Here is a 17,922-nt window from a genome sequence, read left to right as displayed (position 1 = left end):
AGAAGCTGTTGTATTCTCGGAAATCTGCACCTCGTTTTCCTTAAATACCGGAAAGAAAAAGCCAAAGGAAATTCCAATAGCTATAATAAAAGAAATCAGCCCTCCAGTAAGTATACTCACCATCAAGCGTTTTCTGAAAGATGTTTTACATTTATTCCTCGTTTTTTCTTCCCCCTTTTTTGGAATATTCTGTTGGAAACATTCCAGTCTTTTTATAAAAGGCTTGACTGAAATACTGGCTGGAATTGTATCCTACCGCAGAACAGATCTCATATATTTTATAGTTTCCATCAGCCATCATTCTCTTTGCTGCTTCAATTCTTACATCTGTCAGGTAGCTTTTCAGAGTGACACCGGTTTCTTTTTTAAATTCACTGCTTAGGTACCCAGGGCTTAAATGTACATAGGCAGCCACATCATTGAGAGACAAATCCGGATTTCGGAAAGACCTGCAAATATATTCCACTGCATCAGAGATTACCCGGGAATAGCCGTTTACTTCTCTAGTCAGATACTCATGGTAGTGATTTACCTGCGCTTCCAGCCAGGCAACAATTTTTTCTGCGTCCAGCCAGTCTTTCCAGCAGGAAGCTATCCGCGGAACTTCTTTTCCAGCTTCGATTTTATCATAAGCATGTTTCAATGCCGTGTAACCAGACTGGACAGTAGTTATAAATTGCTCTGCGCAATCTGTTTTTGCAGTATTCAGAATTTCATAGAGCATCTGAGTACGTGTCTGTGAATCTGATTCTTTCAGCATATTCTCCATGGAAAATCTCTTATTCAAACCAACAGAAATCTGCCCTTTTCCCAGTTCCTGCACCTGGGAGCAGTCTAACTTACGGATTTTTCCTGTTCCCTCCATATATTTTTTCAGAAAAAGATTTTTGTTCTCATCGTAGAATCGCTTAAATTCATAAAGACTGATTCTCCCCTGGACCGTGTAGAGAGTAAAACTGAAGCCTGTTTCTTCTTGAAGTTTTTTCTGAAACTTACACGCCAGTTTATACAATTCCTGTTCATAACTTCCATATGAATTTTCTATGGAATTCAGAGCGATTACCATTTTTCTGCCTGGTATCGCTGTGATTACTTCTAGATCCCAGCTATCTATTTTCTCATTTGTCAGAATTTCTACGAATTTTGAGCGATATACTACAATTTCTTCTGGCACAGGTTCTCCACTCAGGCTTATAGGAAGATCCTGTTCCACCATGATAATGTGCTCCGGTCTTTTCAAAATCTGTTCAATGTCTGCACTTTCTGTCATTTCTTCGGACAGGAAAAATTGTTCTAACATTCTATCGGTTATGTAGCGTTCCCGCTTTCCGGCTTTTATGATGTTTGTCTTCAGACGATTCAACAGATCAGACAATGAACTCTCCGTAATTTCACTTTTTATCACATATTCAGTAATTCCAAGACGAATAGCCGCTTTCGCATAGCTGAAATCTTCATATGCCGTCAATAAGACAATACTTACTTTTTCATCTGTTTTACGTATTTCGGATATCATTTCTATGCCGTCCATAAACGGCATTCGGATGTCCGTAAAAATCACCTGAGGACGATATTCCCTGTACTTTCTCAACGCCTGCTTTCCGTTAAAGGCCGTTGCAATTATCTGGTAACCATATGCCTCCCAATTGATCATCGTACTCAGGTCTTCCAGCATGAGCTTTTCATCATCTACAATCATTACTGATATCAGTTCTGTCATACTTCCTCCCTCAATACATACATTATGTGTTTTATATTATTAATTTAGGGAGGTATTGTCAATACAACATAGAAAATTGTTACTGTTCCATCTTTCACCACAACATGCTTTGTGATCCAAAGAAAACCAGCAGTTATGTAGCATAGCGCCGTCAATTACAGCGCATATTCCTGCAGAAGCTTTTGCTGTAATTTTCGGTCTGAAACAGACCTAAGAAGTTCCTCCTGCCTGTTATCAGCCAGCAGTAAACGATTTAATTTGTTGATCTGATTTTTTCCAAGACGTTTCCCTCGACGTTCTCCATCTTTGACCATATCATCAAGAGCCTTGCACATATTCCATCCTCCTTTCAGATTTTTTACATCATCCTTCAGTTCCTCCAACATTGGAGACCTTGCCATTACCGCCAACAAATTATATGTATCTTCTGCCAGATTCTCAAAGACTTCCTTATTTTCCGTCACATACTTCTGCAACTTATTTCTGTTTTGAGCCTTTTGTAAAAATCCTATCACCCATTTCAAATCTGTATGAAAGTTATCTGCATTATCAAACCTTCGTATATCCAAAACGTGAATAGGATACTTGGTAAAAATCAGCTGCATTTTCTCTGATTCGGCAACTTTTCCAAACAATTTGTGCATAGATCTCGCAGCATCCCATTTTTCTTCTCCAAAATATACAATTAGAATTAATAGCGGATTAATACTATCACTCCTGCTCATACCTGACAGAAATTCTGCCCCATCCTTTAAATTCTTTTTCTCTCTATGTTCTTTTTCTAATCCTTTCCATTGGCTATAGTACGCTTCTGCTTCCTCATTCATTGCTCTGATTGGCATAGCATAATGTATTTTGGTTTGATTTTGTAAAATAACTCCAATTCTGCAGCCATCAATCTCCACATTGCAAAATAAATCCACAATATTTGCTTTTGTCGTAACTTTTGTACCTTTTCTTTTTATCTTTTGCAACACAGGATCTCTTTCCCAAACACTTTCCCAGTGAACTACTTCATCGCCATAAAAAAAATAACCATTCAAAAGATCTGCAAAGCGTTTCGAATTCTTAAAATATTCTATAGAAACCGCATTCTGTGCCTGCATAAGCTCCTTTCCGGAACGTTGCACTTGGCGTTAGCATTTCTTATTAATATATAATTTATATTTTTATTATATCTTTTTAATTATGCTAATACAAGTACTTTGTTCCTATTTATGCTGTTTAAATTGAGTTACCCGGTCGAACTGACCATACTGATTATAATTAGACTTAAAATTGAAATTTCAAATGATTTTCAGATATCTGATTGACTTAGTATAACTCTTAAACATGTACCAAGTCAATCAGTTAAATATTAAATACATGTAACTTTTTAGAGCCTGTTACAGTTCATTGGTAACGTTCCGCAAGGTGTTTTTTGTGAACAAAGTTCACAGAAACCCCGAGAATTGTGGCGTGAAATCATGCGAATGCATGATTTTGCATTGCTATTCCTTTTCGAAAGTGTTCTGGTAAAAAAATTATATATCCCACTCTATTTTCAATCCAAAATCCGCAATTTCTTCCCATCCCGTTCTATAATCCCCTCATCTGCCAGGTTCTTCAGCTCCCGCATCATAGCACTGCGGTCTACACCGAGATATTCGGCAAGGGTGGTGTAGGACATAGGCAAAATAACAGTTTTCGTCTGTTTTTCTGCGGCGATGGAATTTAAATAGGCCATGATCTTCTTTCGAGTGCTGTTTCTTGACAGCACATAGATCCGGCTGGCCTGCTGGCTGGCACGCTGAGCAATCATCTGGAGCAGATTGCTTACCAGCTGGCTATGGAATTTACAGGCATTTTCGCAGCGTTTGATCACATGCTCATAGGCGATAAACAGCACTCTTGTTTCGGATTTTGCACAGACATAATAGTGCTGGGATTCTTCAGATAAAAGGAATGGTTCGCCGAAAACACTATCCTTTTTCAGGTTATCTATCATATATTGATTTCCATCTTCATCAATGCAATAAAGAACTGCCTGACCTTCCAGGATCAAACCTATTTTTTTCATGGAACTGGAATATTCCATCACAGTCTCATTATTCCGATAGACTGCTTCATGCATATCGAAACAGATGCGCATACGTTCCTGTTCTTCAGGAGTTATGTATGAAAAAAGTGTCACTGGTGTCATTTCTACAATCCCTTTCTATCAATTTATCCAGAACATGTTCAAAAAATAATTTCTTATATCTTACACCATTTTGTTGTATTTGCAACAGACTTTATTGCAAAATTTGGTTATACTAAAGCCATGTTAAAGAAATAACAAAGCAGTAAAAAATACATAGTTCCCTCAAAAATCACAAACAATTACATCAATAACAATATCTCATAAAAAGGAGACGAACCTCTATGAAAATTACAGACACCATCCGCTACGCAGGCGTAAACGACCATCAGATTGATCTTTTCGAAGGTCAGTACAAAGTACCGAACGGTATGACGTATAATTCCTATGTGATCCTGGATGAAAAAATCGCAGTCATGGATACTGTAGATGCAAATTTCACTCACGAATGGCTGGATAATCTGGACCGCATCCTGGAAGGCCGCAAGCCAGACTACCTGATTGTACAGCATATGGAGCCGGACCACGCAGCAAATGTGGCAAACTTCCTGAAAGTTTATCCGGAAACCACCATCGTAGCCAACGCAAAAACCTTCACTATGATCCAGAACTTCTTCGGTCTCGACCTGGAAGGACAGAAGCTGGAGGTTACAAATGGCGGCACCCTCAACCTTGGAAACCACAACCTGACCTTTGTTTTCGCTCCCATGGTGCACTGGCCAGAAGTTATGGTAACCTATGACAGCACCGATAAAGTACTTTTCTCCGCAGATGGCTTCGGAAAATTCGGCGCACTGGATGTAGAAGAAGATTGGGACGATGAAGCTCGCAGATACTTTATTGGCATCGTTGGAAAATACGGACCACAGGTTCAGAAATTACTGAAAGTTGCCGCAGGTCTGGATATCCAGATCATTTGCCCTCTTCACGGACCTGTTCTTACAGAAAACCTTGGACATTACATTGGTCTTTACGATACATGGTCCTCTTACACACCAGAGACAGAAGGAATTGTGATTGCCTACACATCTGTATACGGTCATACAAAAGCAGCTGTAGAACTGCTGGCTGACAAACTTCGAAGCAAGGGATGTCCCACAGTTGTTGTATATGATCTTGCAAGAGATGACATGTCACAGGCTCTGTCCGACGCATTCCGCTACAGCAAGCTGGTTCTTGCTACCACAACTTATAATGCAAGCATTTATCCGTTCATGCACGACTATATCACTCGTCTGACCGAGCACAACTTCCAGAACCGCACAGTGGGCATCATCGAAAATGGTTCCTGGGCACCTCTGGCAGCAAAAGTTATGAAAGAAATGCTTTCTGGCTGCAAGAAGATCAACTGGCTGGACACTACTGTAAAAGTGCTTTCCGCAGTAAACCAGGAAAACAAGGATCAGCTGGAAGCTATGGCAAACGAGCTCTGCAAAGAATACATTGCCCAGAATGATGAGCTGGCAAACAAAAATGACATGACAGCCCTTTTCAGAATCGGATACGGACTTTATGTAGTTACCTCCAATGACGGCAAAAAAGACAACGGACTGATCGTCAACACTGTGACCCAGCTCACTGATACTCCAAACCGTATTGCGGTAAATATCAATAAGGCAAATTACTCCCACCATGTGATCAAACAGACCGGAGTTCTCAACGTAAACTGCCTGTCTGTAGATGCACCGTTCTCTGTATTCCAGCAGTTTGGTTTCCAGACCGGACGTAGCGTAGATAAATTTGCAGGTCAGAAGGTCTACCGTTCCGATAACGGACTGGTATTCCTGGACAAATATATTAATGCATTTATGTCTCTGAAAGTTGAACAATATGTAGACCTTGGTACCCATGGAATGTTCATCTGCAGTGTCACCGAAGCCCGCGTCATGAACGATCTTGACACCATGACTTACACCTACTATCAGAAAAATGTAAAACCGAAGCCAGAAACCGATGGCAAAAAAGGCTTCGTCTGCAAAGTATGCGGCTACATCTACGAAGGTGACGAACTCCCAGATGACTTCATCTGCCCGCTGTGCAAACATGGAGCTGCAGATTTCGAACCCATCGGATAAAAAAACAACCAGATAAATTTCTCAAGGCAGCGCAGGATCCAGAGCGTGTCTGAAAAAGGCTTTCTGCAAGATATGCGCCACAATTTGTGGGAATGATTTTTCAGACACACTCCGGAGCCTATGCTGCCTAATCACCGGTAATAGCAATTCTTGCTGCACCCGCTGGGAAAAATCTGCAATTTCAATTTTCGCCGAAACTCCATTTCGTCAGCGGATTCTTTCAATATATTCAACGCCATTCGAAGATTTCGAATATCTTTTTCCATGTAATCCGTATAATTTCCACGGCCAACCAGCTTCAAGTGCGTAATTCCGGCTTGCTTTAACTGATAAAGCGCACATAGACCACAGCCAGTTTCACCGCAAAGATAACCTGCAGAATCATAGGAAAAATCATGTAAACTGTGAAAATCATCAGGAACAAAGTCGTCTGACAGCAAATGCCCTCCGTTTATTTCCTGATTGAAGATTTCAGGACCGGCATTTCCCGTTTTTAAGGTTCCGATCTGATAGGGCACTTTACAAAGATACCCCATCTCATCACAATGCAAAGAATTACAAAATGCACCTGTAAACTGGCACATTTCATTCAATACAAAAGCCTCAAATTCCGGGATTCCTTCTGTCCCACTCTCACACCGCTCTCTATCTGAACTGTAAGCATCTGCCGTATCCATATCCTTTAACATTTCCACATTCGCAGCATCTGTCCCATCCTTTTTTCCACATTTATCAACAACCACTTTCATATCTTCGAATGTATTTTTCCTGTGAAAAATCACACGTTTTAATCCCAGTTTTCCCAATGAAGCCACCATCTGGCTGTTAATTTCTCCACATTCTCCACTGAGATGGATTTCGCAGTTTATGCCATTTTCACGTAAATATACCATCAACGCCGGGTCTGCAATAATATAACTGTGAAAACCGATTTTCATACACTGGCTTATAATCCCGGCAATTTCTGGATATTGTTCCGGGATATAATACAGGGAATTGAAGGTAAGATGGACTGGTTTTTCGTACTTTTTCATCATCCCAGACAGGATTTCCAGCTCACTGAATGCGCCAAGCTGTACGTTATAACAAAGTACTTCCCTGCGGTTTAAGGGCAGTACCGTTCCGTATTTCTGGGACCAGGAATAAGGAACATAACCACAGAAAAATTCATCTGCACCAGCCTCCGCGAACTTTATATATTCATCTATTGAGCCTAATCCTGCTACTATTTTCATCACTTATCTCCATAAATTCCAGCCTTGAGCAGCCATGTACTTCATCCTGAATAAAATATCGCTTCTGCCTCAACACGGGTATGTCACCTGCCGGCGGCATTACCATGCTCTTATTACAACCCGGTCCACACCGTTTTGGATATAATTCTTCAGTATTTCTTCCTCTTTCAATATCCTCATATCAATCCCAAACAACGAATTATACCGCCCTATCATATGCAAATGTTCCGGATACAAAAGTGCATATTCCGTACAATATCCCGGGCATTTTTTTGCAAGCTTTTGTCGTCCTCTCTCGCCAGTTTCACATACTGCACCAAGAGGACAATACTGTGATGTATTGGTCTGATAGAACGGAATATGCAGGCTGTTTTTTCCAGGTGGAATCTGCTGTTCGTAACCGCAGGATTCCCATTCAAAGCGTTGGATTCCATATTCTCTTTCCAGAAAATTACGGTAAAATCCAGCATTCAGGCTGTTCCTCTCAAACCATTTCTGTTCTCCTTTTTTGAACGGAATCCGAGGGTCTTTTCTGCGTTTATTTAACAAAATTCCAAGGCTGGGAATCAGATTCCTTCTGCTTTTTTTTACTAAAGAAGCCATTCCCCAGTCATTTACAACAATCTCTACAGACTGCCTTTTTTCTTCACACCACCGGTTAATTTCATCAAGCAATTCTGTTATATAATCCAGCATATATTCCCGGATATAAGAAAAAACAAGTGTGATTTCCACCTGTTCTGCCGCTGCTTTTTCTATTATTTCAAACAACAATTTACGTTCCGGAAACAGAAGATGACAGAACTGATTTCCAATATAAAGGTGATCCGGTACTCTATGTTCCAGAATAATGTTGCCGCAGATACCGATACATTTTCCGGCATACTTTTTGGAAAATTCTGTCAGGGAACTATTCAAATATTCCTGATACAATTCCGGGCGATCTATCTCCAGCGCCAGCTCCGTAACACCTGATTCAGGCGGTACCTGGCACTTATACCCAGGCTCAAAGCCAGTTCCGCACTGAGAACAATTATCAGTTAAATCTATACGTTTCCCATTATAAGCGGACTCCAATACCTCTGGCGTAAGCTCTCTCCGCCATATTCCCACCTGCTCTTCCAGACTGTCACACTTGACCTCATCCAGTTCCCCCGGATACCCTGTCAGGCTTTTCGCCAACGCGCTGTCGTCCTCTTCCAGCTTCAGATGAATGTAGTGATTATACTGATAAAGAAGCCTCTGAACCGCCTCTGCATACGCTTTCTGCTTCACCGTCACCTTATATTTCACACAAAATCCGGAGAGTTCTGCGTCCACCACATCAGACCTTTGTATATCGTATTCTGGAATTTCCAATTCACGATAACACCCATTCTTTATATCATAAAAGCACACCTTCAAAGCTTCTGAATCAGAGATATTTTCTTCTATTGTCCGAAAACAAAATCCACTCTCATCAATCTCTGTAATCCGAACCTCCCGTCCTCCCACAACCCCGGCAAGAAGCCCGAAAGGAATCATTGAAACCATTGCAATCACACCCTGTTCCGTCTACGAATACTGCAAATATATCTCAGAATATATAAAAAAACAATCTTTCCAGTTTATAAACCTTTTCTCCTTTTTTCTTCACAAAAGAATGGTAAAATTAACTTAACGACTATGAAAACATAATCATTGATTTTTCAAACACGCTCCAGTTCTATCTGGTATGCTTCATATTCGCTCACCGCAGCAGGAAGCAGTATTCCAGCCTCCATAAGTGCAGCTCCCGGATATACTTTTCCGGTAGTTTTTTCCCGATAAAAAGCATCCTCTTCCATTCCTTTTAAGGTAACGTATGCTGCCGACGGATTGGCCTCTGCTGTAAGTCTTATCACACTTACCAGTGCCTTGGATCTGTCATCTGATACCACCATCCAGGCCGCAAAATTATCCTGGAAAGGATTGGAAAGACGGTAATAATCTCCTTCACGGATCAATTCCTGATACTCCCTGTATTGGGCAAGCTGGGCACGGATTTCTGCTTTTTCCTTTGCATTTAAAAGTGCGGGATTCAGTTCATAGCCAAAGGTTCCAGACATAGCTGCAACGCCTCTTGTATGCATACTGGTCACTCTTCCGGTCTGATGGTTTGGCACTGCTGACACATGGGAACCCATTGCTGCTACCGGATAAAAGAAGGAGGTTCCATATTGAATCCGTGTACGATTAATAGCATCTGTGTTGTCACTGCACCAGATCTGAGGCGTATAATACAGCATTCCGGCATCAAATCTTCCGCCGCCTCCGCTGCAGCCTTCAATAAGAATATCCGGATAACGGTTCGTAAGTTTTTCCAGGAAATCGTACACCCCAAGAACATAATCATAGGTCACGTTTGGTGCATAAATATCTGCCAGGCTGCGGTTCATATCCCATTTAATGTACTCCACATTCCCCTGATCCAGAACTGCGCAAATGCGTTTAAATATCTCATCACGTACTTCTTTTCTGGAAAAATCAAGGACCAGCTGGTTTCTGGAACGGACAGGCTTGCGGCCTGGAATTGTGATTGCCCAGTCCGGATGTTCCCTGTAAAGATCACTGTCCTCACTGACCATTTCAGGCTCAATCCAGATACCGAATTTCACGCCTTCTGCGTTTACTCTTTCGATTAATTTCGTCAGAGTTCCGCCTAATTTTTCCTCGTTCACATACCAGTCGCCGAGAGAAGAATTGTCGTCATTTCGCTTTCCGAACCATCCATCATCCATAACCACCATATCGATTCCAAGCGCTTTTGCCTCCTTTGCAAGCTCTACGATGGTGTCTCCGGTGAAATCAAAATATGCGGCTTCCCAGCTGTTGATCAGGACAGGACGATTTGCATGGACGTATTTTCCCTGGCAGATATGATTCATAATGCAGTGATGGTACTGCTGGGAAAGCCTGGAAAGACCTTTGTTTGTGTAGGATAAAATAACCTCTGGCGCGGTAAATTCAGCTCCGGCTTCCAGGGAATATGCAAACAGTTCATCAGTCAGACCCATCTGGATTCTGGTCTGATCATACTGGTCCTTTTCTGCTTCTACAAGGAAGTTTCCACTGTATACAAACAGCATTCCGTAGCAGCTTCCGCTGTCTTCATTTGTGTTTTTTCCTGCAAGGATTACCCCTGGATTATACTGGTGGCTGGAGGTTCCACGGCGGCTGCCAATTCGGGTGCTTTCATGGGAAACCGGCATTCTTTCCATGTTTCTTTCCATAGCATGTCTGCCATAAAATTTGATCAGATCATAGTCTCCGTGAAGGAAATCCAGGCATGCAGACTGGGCTTTTTTTACTGTTACAGGGGCTTTTCCAGCATTCTTAATTATCACACTTCTGGTGATAATATCTTCTTTTTCCAGTACTCCGTAGAGCAGATGAAGCTCTACTTTTGTAACAGGATCTTCCAGTATAATCTTCAAAGTTTCCGCTTCATTTTCTTCTGCACGGACGAATGGAAGACCTTTCAGAGTGTATTTTCCAGCCGCAATTTCATGTGTTATGTAAACCGGATTGCAGCACTGGGAACCATCTGCATTCTCTATGTTTAACGCATAATTTCGGAAATCTCCTGTGCCAAGTGATGGATATTCCTGTGGCAATGCATCCAGAGAATAGGTTCTGTCGCTGCCTGCTGAATTCGGATTTCCAGAAAATCCACGGTCTCCATAATTCAGAAGATAGTCCATTTCTCCTGCAGTTCTGGCACCATAATACAGGTGCAAAAGGTACCCTTGAGCATCCGCCTGCATCTGATAGGTAGTGTGGGCAGTGGTGAGGGTAAAGATCCGGGTTATTTCGTTGAAGGTAATTGCCATGAGTGGGGCCTCCTTTTTCTATGATGTGTTAAGTATAGCATACCAAAATCAACACTTAAATAGCTTAATTTTTCTTATTTTATGCCTTTATGATGGTTTTTTATGGTATAATGAAATATATTATCGCATTATGATATATTGTCAGCAAATGTAACGGAGGATTCCGGATATGGATAACAACTTTCACATTTTTCCGAGCGAAACTTTCATTGATCTATGCCTTTACCAATATGGACATGAGAAGTGTACTCCCGGACATTTATTTGGTCCGGCAACGCGGAATCACTATCTTTTTCACTATGTTCTTTCCGGAACAGGCACCCTGATGGCCACGAATTCCAAGGGGCAGAATGTAAATTATCAGGTTCGGAGCGGACAGGGATTTATGATTTTTCCAGGACAGATCACCACTTATGTGGCAGATATTCAGGTGCCATGGGAATACGTCTGGGTGGAGTTTGACGGGCTGCGTACCACAGAAATCCTCAACGTTTGTGGCTTTTCCAAGGATGCGCCAGTCTATATGGCCCACTCCAGGGAGGCACGAAAAAAGATGGCGGATGAACTGATTTACATTTCTCAGAATTCAGAGCAATCTCCTTTTCATCTGATGGGACATTTCTATCTTTTTGCGGATCTGCTTGCGCAATCTGTTGCCAGACCGCAGCCTGCCGCCACCAGTAAAATGAGTGATTATTATATAAAAGAGGCAATAAATTATATCGAACAGAACTTCCAGAATGATATTTCTATTGAGGATGTGGCAGCTGTATGCGGTATTAACAGAAGCTATCTGGGACGAATTTTCCGCACCAGCACAGGACGCTCTCCACAGGAATTTCTCATTCATTACCGCATGACAAAAGCGGCGGAATTGCTGAAGCTGACCACATTATCTATAGGAGATATCGGCTCTGCCGTAGGCTACGAAAACGCCCTCCACTTCTCCCGGGCTTTTAAAAATGTGTATGGGGTTTCACCGCGGGCGTGGCGGGAGCAGCATAGATGAAATTTTGATTATACAAAAAAGGACTTTCCGATTTCTCAGAAAGTCCTGTATCTGCTTGCGGTTATTGAATTTTAGAAGTTAAATCCTACGGATTTCAGTGTTCCGTCTGCGGACTGTGCGGTTACGTCCTGGGCAACTACGCCAGCTTCTGTCTCCTGGATGTGGAGGGCGCTCTGGGTTTCGTTTTCCTCTGATGCAACATTTTTGAATTCCATATTAATTACGACTGCTTCGTCTGGAACTTCGATCTCAACACCATCTGCGATGAAGGTTACGTCGTAGAAAGTGTACTCGTCGTCTTCTGTTGTTCCAAGGTCTCTGATGGAAGCCTGTTTTGCTTCTTCATATTTCTCACTGCCAGCTTCAAGCTTTACAGCGTTCATTTCAGCGTTTTCTGGAAGAGCTGTCTCATCAAACACTTTTGCAGTGATAATGACTTCTTCGTTCTCGAAACGGAAATCGGAATCTACGGTAGTTTCTACTGCATCTCCAACTTCACCGGTTCCATCGGTAAACTCAGCTGGATCAGCTTCTGCAGAGCTATCTGTGAATCCATCAACAAAAGCGGCTTCTTCAGCAGATTCCCCGGTCTGGAACTCATCCTGAGATTCTTCTGCCTGAACTTCCTCGGTCTGTGCAACCTCCGGCTGAACCTCTGTCTGAGTCTGCTCTGGCTGAACCTCCTCAGTCTGTGCAGCTTCCGGCTGAACTTCTTCCACATATACAGCTTCATTACCTGTAGTAAAAGCATCCATCTCTGCAAGTGCCTCCGCATCTGTAAATCCTTCTGCGGAAACTACTGTATACCCTGTCACCAGCATTGTCGCTGAAATCATAACTGCCATTGCTTTTTTTAATGTATTCTTTCTCATAATGGAAACCTCCTGAAATCTATAAAGTCATTCCCAAATGTAATATCCTTTAATTTGACTTCATTATACCAGTAGGGCTGTTTCGTCAACTCTTTCTTCGGGATGTTTTTCCACTTTTCAGGAAAGTTTTTTTACTTTTTTGCAAAACCAGAACCACAGGGCTGTTCTGTAGTTTTCCTTAATTGAGCAGGAAGCTAAAGTGAATCTGCAAAAAGGCGATCCGCTTTGTGTGCGGACCGCCTTCATTTGTACTTGCTTTGTTATGGTTCCAATCTGATCAGAAACTTTGTTTTGCTTTACTGTCTTTTGTTTCTTCTGCGGCGTCTTTCAGTCTCGGCTGCAAGCATTGCAGCTGCAAGAAGAAGCATCAGATAAGTTCCGATCGGGGTATCATCTCCGGTCTTCGGTGATTTGCTACCGCCGTAGCCGCCGGAATGATTTTCGGAGCCACCGCTATTTCCACCATCGGAAGAAGGAGTAGGTGTTGGTGTTTCTGTTACTGTGCTTTCTTCCTGGTTGGTGATGACAACTTCTGCTGTCATATTCGTTTCATCAAATATAACAGAATCTGCACTTACGGTAACTTTATATCCAAAGCCTTCGGAGCCTGCAATTGGTTTTCCGTTGGAATCAGTTTCCGTTACATACAGGGTTACCTTTGCTCCTGACTGGGCAAGACCAACATTGATGATCTCACTTACTTCATAGCCACCGTCCATATCAAGCTTGATAATGTTCTGCTCAACCTGCTGGGAAAGCTGTGTATGAGCTGCATCATCAAAGATACCTGCATAGAATACCTCGTTGCTGTTTCTGGTGCCTCCATCTGCACCAAGAACCTTCTTGGTAATTGTCAGCTGACCCTGTTTGTAGAATCCATCTGGCGGGAAGCTGCTGAACACGTTTTCAAAGGAAACGGTTGTTGTTCCATTGGCTTCGGTTACTGTTGTGGAGTTACCATTGCCAAATACAGCTTCATAGACGGTTCCATCTGCAAGAGCGCCGATCGTCTGAGAAGTTCCATCCTGTGTACACTCTGCAATGTAGTATGTCTTGCCTGCCTTAATATTCTCTGAGAATACTACGGTGGAAGCATCTGCATTCTTGAACACAAGAGCTTTCACATCAGAAACTCTCTGAGTGCATTCTTTATCAGAATACAGGGCTACATAGAAGGTCTGATCTCTTGCTGCCAGATTTTCACCAATATAGGTAAGTTTCTTGGTTACTGCAATAGATGCTGAGGTTGCCAGTTTATCCTGTACAAGTAAAACACCATCCTTGGAAACAGCTGTTGTTTTTTCTGCATCTACTGTTCCGTCTTCTTTCAGAACAAAAGTAGTGTCGCTTGTAAGTAAATATCCGTCTGGAGCTACAGTCTCACGAAGAGTGTAAATCTTACCGGTTTTCAGTTTCTCGGTAACATGAGCTTCCTTGGTGGAATCCCACTCGTCTACTACGTTTCCATCCTGGTCAATGATCTGGATGTGAGCACCTTCCAGCTCTTTCCCATCGGAAATATCTACTTTGCTTACTTTTACAGAAGTTCTGCTGTCTTCTACCAGAAGGGTTCCATCCGCTGAGATGGTTGTGCTGGTATTATCTTTGTCAAGAGTTCCATCCTCCTTCAAGCTAAAGACTGTGTCAGCTGTAATAGTATAGCCATCTGGCGCTACGGTCTCGCGAAGGGTATATTTCTCACCGGTCTTAAGACCTGTTACTTCATGAGATTCCCAGATGGAATCCCACTCGTCTACTACATTTCCATCTTTGTCAAGGATCTGGATATGAGCACCTGCCAGTTCTTTCTGGTCGGTAATATCCACTTTGCTGATCTTAACAGATGTGATTGTATTGGTAATGATAAATCCTTCTGTGGCATTTCCTGTTACTGTGGAAATATAGCCAGCTGTTTTGCCAATTTCTTCTACTGTGTAGACAATATCCTTTCCAGACTTCTTCTCATCAAGTTCGGACCAGGTGTAAGTCCACTTGTTCTCTGCGTTCAGGGTAATTTCCTCGCCGCTGTTTTCTCCATCGGCTTTCAGCTGAACCTTGATTTCCTTCGGTCTGTGACCGCCGCGGTCATCGTTATCAGCCCATGACTTGGTAACTGTGACGCTGGTCTTTCCTGGTGCATAGCTATTGGTGATATCGTAGCCGGTGATCTCAGTTGTGTAATCTGCAACTGCATCCTCGGTTACCGTGTATACAATTTCTTTTCCAGCCTCATATTTCGGCAGTTTTTCGAAGCTGTAGGTCCAGTTTCCATTTTCGTCTGCGGTTACGGTCTGGCTGTCTTTCTCCTCGCCGTTTGCAAGAAGTCTTACAGTGATGCTCTCCGGACGTTTTCCATCCTGATTGTCCGCATCGTTCCAGGTCTTGGAGCCCTTCACCTCAGTTGTCTCGGTTGTGTAAGTGTTGGTGATGTTAAATCCGTCTACACTTGTTTCATAACCTTCCACTGCTTCCTCGGTTACGGTGTAGGTAATTTCCTTGCCATTTGCATATTTCGGCAGGTCTTTAAAGGTGTAGGTCCAGTTTCCTGCTTCGTCTGCTTTTACAGTCTGGCTTGCTACGATCTCTCCGTTTGCAAGAAGGTTGACGATAATGCTCTCTGGACGCTTGCCATCCTGATTGTCTGCGTCATCCCAGGTCTTGGTTACGGTGATGGAAGTTGTTTCTGGAGCGTAGGTGTTAGTCAGAGTAGTTACAGTTCCGTTCTTGCTGTTGTCGGTAAGTTCGTAACCTTCTGGGAGAGTTTCCTCTGTCCAGGTGTACTCGATTGCTTTTCCGTCTGCTTTTTCCGGAAGGTCAGATATAGTCTGTTTCCAATTGTTCTCGACGCTCAGGGTAACGGTCTTTCCGGTTTCTTTACCGTCTGCAAGAAGACTTACGGTAATGCTCTCCGGACGTTTTCCATCCTGATTTTCAGCGTCGTTCCAGATCTTGGTTACTGTTGCACTGGTCTTTCCTGGAGTGTAGCTGTTGGTGATGTTGCTGCCATCGTAGGTTGTAGTGTAATCAGTTACTTCCTCCTCAGCTACGGTGTAGGTGATTTCCTGGCCATTTGCATATTTCGGCAGATCTTTGAAGGTGTAAGTCCAGTTTCCTGCTTCGTCTGCAGTTACGGCCTGGCGAGTTTTCTCTGTGCCATTTGCAAGAAGGATTACAGTGATGCTTTCCGGACGCTTGCCATCCTGGTTGTTTGCATCGTTCCAGGTCTTGGTTCCGGTAATCTCGGTGGTCTCTGGCTGATGAGTGTTAATGAAATTATAGCCATCACTCTCGGTTGTGTAGCCATCGACTGCATCCTCAGTTACGGTGTAAGTGATTTCCTGTCCGTTTGCATATTTCGGAAGGTCTGTGAAGCTGTAGCTCCAGTTTCCGTCTGCATCAGCACTTACACTCTGGCTCTTAAGCTTAGTTCCGTCTGCAAAAAGGTTTACGGTAATGCTCTCTGGACGTTTTCCATCCTGATTATCTGCATCTTTCCAGGTCTTGGTTCCGGTGATGGAAGTAAGCTCTGGAGTATGAGTGTTGGTCAGAGTGGTTACCGTTTCGTTCTTGGAAGTTCTTGTCAGGCTGTAGCCTTCTGGAACATTAACCTCGGTCCAGGTGTAGGTGATATACTCTCCATCTGCTTTTTCCGGAAGACCAGTTATCGTCTGTGTCCAGTTGTTCGCAGCAGTAAGAGTAACAGTTTTGTTAGTTGGCGTTCCATTTGCAAGGAGAGCTACGGTAATGCTCTCTGGACGAATGCCATCCTGGTTGTCAGCATCATCCCAGATCTTGGTTACAGACGCGCTGGTCTCACCTGGGGTGTAGCTGTTGGTGATGTTGTAATTATCATCAATAGTTGTTGTATAACCAGGTACGGTAAGCTCGCTTACCGTGTAGGTAATTTCCTGACCATTTGCATATTTCGGCAGATCGGTGAAGCTGTAGGTCCAGTTATCGTCAGCTGTTACGGTCTTGGTGTCTGTAATTATGCCATTTGCAAGAAGGTTGACGGTGATGCTCTTTGGACGTTTGCCATCCTGATTGTTGGAATCGTTCCAGGTTTTGGTTCCGGTGATGTCGAGGGTTGCTGGTTTATGAGTGTTGGTGATGTTGTAGCCGCTTACGCTTGTTTCATAACCAGCTACCGCACTCTCAGTTACTGTATAAGTGATTTTTCCTTTTGCATCATACTGCGGCAGGTTCTTGAAGACATAGTTCCAGTTTCCAGCCTCATCAGGAGTTACCACCTGACTTGCAGCTTCTGTTCCATTTGCAAAAAGTTTTACAGTGATACTTGCTGGTCTGATTCCGTCCTGGTTGTCTGCATCATTCCAGGTCTTAGAGCCGCTGATATCAATTACTCCTTTATAAATGTTTTCAAAAGCAATTGCATCAACAGTATAATCACCTTTCTTGATCGTCTTGCTTACCTTCAGTTTTCCGTTTCCTGCATCTGCTACAGTTACTTCAACAGTATACTCAGTAGTATCATAAGTAACTTCGGTATTCTCTCTCTGAACTTCTGATACTGTGTAAACATGAGTTCCAACATCTTTAAGAGTATAATTGAGCGGGCTGAATGTTACATTTCCATCTGCATCGTTGGCAACGGTCTGAATAGTCTCTCCGTTCTTGTCCTTCAGCACGAAGTTAAAGGCATCAGCTTCAAGAGCTTTGTTCTTCAGAGTCTTACTTGCCTCCAATGTCAGAGATCCCTTTGCGTCGTAGGTATTGTCGAATATAAGCTCCTGACTATCCTCAGCAAAAGCTGCACTCATTATTCCAGTTGCCTGGTCATAGCTTACAATTACTTTCACAGTAAAGATACTGTTATCGTAAGTTACACCATTTACAGTATAGTTATTCTCAGCGGTTGCTCCCTCCGGGATCACCTCGTTTACGGTGTACTCATAGGTCTTCTCGGATTCATAGCTTCCGTCCGCTTTTTCCAGGTCGGACAGTTTATAATTCAGCTTATTATTAAAGCTGATGCTTCCGTCTGACTTGTTGCTTCCGGTTGCTACTACCTTTCCGGCCT

The 17,922-nt window shown here is 42.8% G+C and carries 11 protein-coding genes; 2 read left to right on the top strand and 9 right to left on the bottom strand.

Annotation, left to right across the window (positions count from 1 at the left end; translation table 11 throughout):
• Nucleotides 1-151: 151 nt before the first annotated feature.
• The 3 genes from AB5706_RS10690 to AB5706_RS10680 form a co-directional block, all read right to left on the bottom strand.
• Entirely contained in the window at nt 152-1,720 is a 1,569-nt protein-coding gene (locus tag AB5706_RS10690; RefSeq protein WP_173772247.1) for a response regulator transcription factor, read from the bottom strand.
• A 155-nt stretch (nt 1,721-1,875) separates the two neighbouring features.
• Complete coding sequence (locus AB5706_RS10685; RefSeq protein WP_173772245.1) at nt 1,876-2,826, bottom strand: hypothetical protein; 951 nt, start codon at nt 2,824-2,826, stop codon at nt 1,876-1,878.
• Between the two features lie 437 nt (nt 2,827-3,263).
• The gene (locus AB5706_RS10680; protein WP_173772243.1) at nt 3,264-3,902 is read right to left on the bottom strand and encodes a Crp/Fnr family transcriptional regulator; all 639 of its coding nucleotides are present in this window, start codon (nt 3,900-3,902) and stop codon (nt 3,264-3,266) included.
• A gap of 221 nt (nt 3,903-4,123) precedes the next feature.
• Between AB5706_RS10680 and AB5706_RS10675 the strand changes: the two genes are divergently transcribed.
• A complete protein-coding gene (locus AB5706_RS10675) occupies nt 4,124-5,914 on the top strand; it encodes a flavin reductase (protein WP_368366079.1) in 1,791 nt (596 codons plus the stop codon).
• On the opposite strand, the gene AB5706_RS10670 is transcribed toward AB5706_RS10675, so the two are convergent.
• The 4 genes from AB5706_RS10670 to AB5706_RS10655 all read right to left on the bottom strand — a co-directional run bounded on the left by AB5706_RS10670 (nt 5,862) and on the right by AB5706_RS10655 (nt 11,000).
• Complete coding sequence (locus AB5706_RS10670) at nt 5,862-6,008, bottom strand: DUF6783 domain-containing protein (protein ID WP_368366093.1); 147 nt, start codon at nt 6,006-6,008, stop codon at nt 5,862-5,864. The two genes, AB5706_RS10675 and AB5706_RS10670, sit on opposite strands and share 53 nt — an antisense overlap.
• A 37-nt stretch (nt 6,009-6,045) precedes the next feature.
• Nucleotides 6,046-7,149, bottom strand: coding sequence for a U32 family peptidase (locus AB5706_RS10665; RefSeq protein ID WP_368366078.1), 1,104 nt, complete (start codon nt 7,147-7,149; stop codon nt 6,046-6,048).
• 99 nt (nt 7,150-7,248) lie between these two features.
• Nucleotides 7,249-8,682, bottom strand: coding sequence for a hypothetical protein (locus AB5706_RS10660; RefSeq protein ID WP_368366077.1), 1,434 nt, complete (start codon nt 8,680-8,682; stop codon nt 7,249-7,251).
• 155 nt (nt 8,683-8,837) lie between these two features.
• Complete coding sequence (locus tag AB5706_RS10655) at nt 8,838-11,000, bottom strand: alpha-galactosidase (protein ID WP_368366076.1); 2,163 nt, start codon at nt 10,998-11,000, stop codon at nt 8,838-8,840.
• 169 nt (nt 11,001-11,169) lie between these two features.
• Here AB5706_RS10655 and AB5706_RS10650 point away from each other — a divergent pair, with 169 nt between their 5' ends.
• Nucleotides 11,170-12,009: an AraC family transcriptional regulator gene (locus tag AB5706_RS10650; protein ID WP_148463212.1), complete on the top strand. Its 840-nt coding sequence runs from the start codon at nt 11,170-11,172 to the stop codon at nt 12,007-12,009.
• A 71-nt stretch (nt 12,010-12,080) separates the two neighbouring features.
• Here the strand turns inward: AB5706_RS10650 and AB5706_RS10645 are convergent, their stop codons facing one another.
• Nucleotides 12,081-12,881: a hypothetical protein gene (locus AB5706_RS10645; protein WP_148463213.1), complete on the bottom strand. Its 801-nt coding sequence runs from the start codon at nt 12,879-12,881 to the stop codon at nt 12,081-12,083.
• A 296-nt stretch (nt 12,882-13,177) separates the two neighbouring features.
• Nucleotides 13,178-17,922 (bottom strand): Cna B-type domain-containing protein (locus AB5706_RS10640; protein ID WP_368366075.1); only part of this gene is annotated, 4,745 nt, incomplete at its 5' end.

Origin of the sequence: Ruminococcus sp. RTP21484sp1_RTP21277st1_D2_RTP21277_210401, from assembly GCF_040924225.1 — a bacterium.
GTDB classification, from domain to species: domain Bacteria; phylum Bacillota; class Clostridia; order Lachnospirales; family Lachnospiraceae; genus Blautia_A; species Blautia_A faecis.
This window is presented reverse-complemented; position numbering and strand designations above follow the sequence as displayed.